The sequence below is a fragment of the Prolinoborus fasciculus genome, assembly GCF_056724605.1.
Genome location: NZ_JBWZQN010000187.1, coordinates 1 through 445, shown reverse-complemented (window position 1 = coordinate 445; position 445 = coordinate 1). Strand labels below are relative to the sequence as shown.

Below are 445 nucleotides of genomic sequence, written 5' to 3'. Positions count from 1 at the left end.
ACACGCTTTTTATTGAACCAATCTACCCAGTTTAGTGTCGCAAGTTGTACATCTGCTAAACCTTGCCAATCTGCTTTTAAATATTCAATCACCTCTGTTTTGTATAAGCCATTCACCGTTTCAGCCAAAGCATTATCGTATGAATCACCAGTTGTACCGACTGATGCTCGTAAATTTGCTGCTTCTAAACGATTGGTATAGCGAATCGAAAGATATTGCACACCCCTGTCGGAATGATGAATCACATTCTTTGGCATGCCTCGATCGTGCAATGCTTGCTCAAGTGCATCGAGCACCATATCTGTATTCATCCGTGTAGATACTTTCCATCCAACAATTGCTCGTGAGAACACATCAATAATAAAGGCGGTATAGACCCAGCCTGAATGAGTTTGAATATACGTAAAGTCACTGACCCATAATTGGTCAGGTCGATCAGCACTAA

At 41.3% G+C, this 445-nt stretch carries 1 protein-coding gene; it reads right to left on the bottom strand.

Going from position 1 to position 445, the window contains the following annotated elements:
• Window positions 1-445: IS3 family transposase (locus AC1P5O_RS16880; RefSeq protein WP_499006443.1), on the bottom strand; the 445-nt coding region annotated here is incomplete at both ends.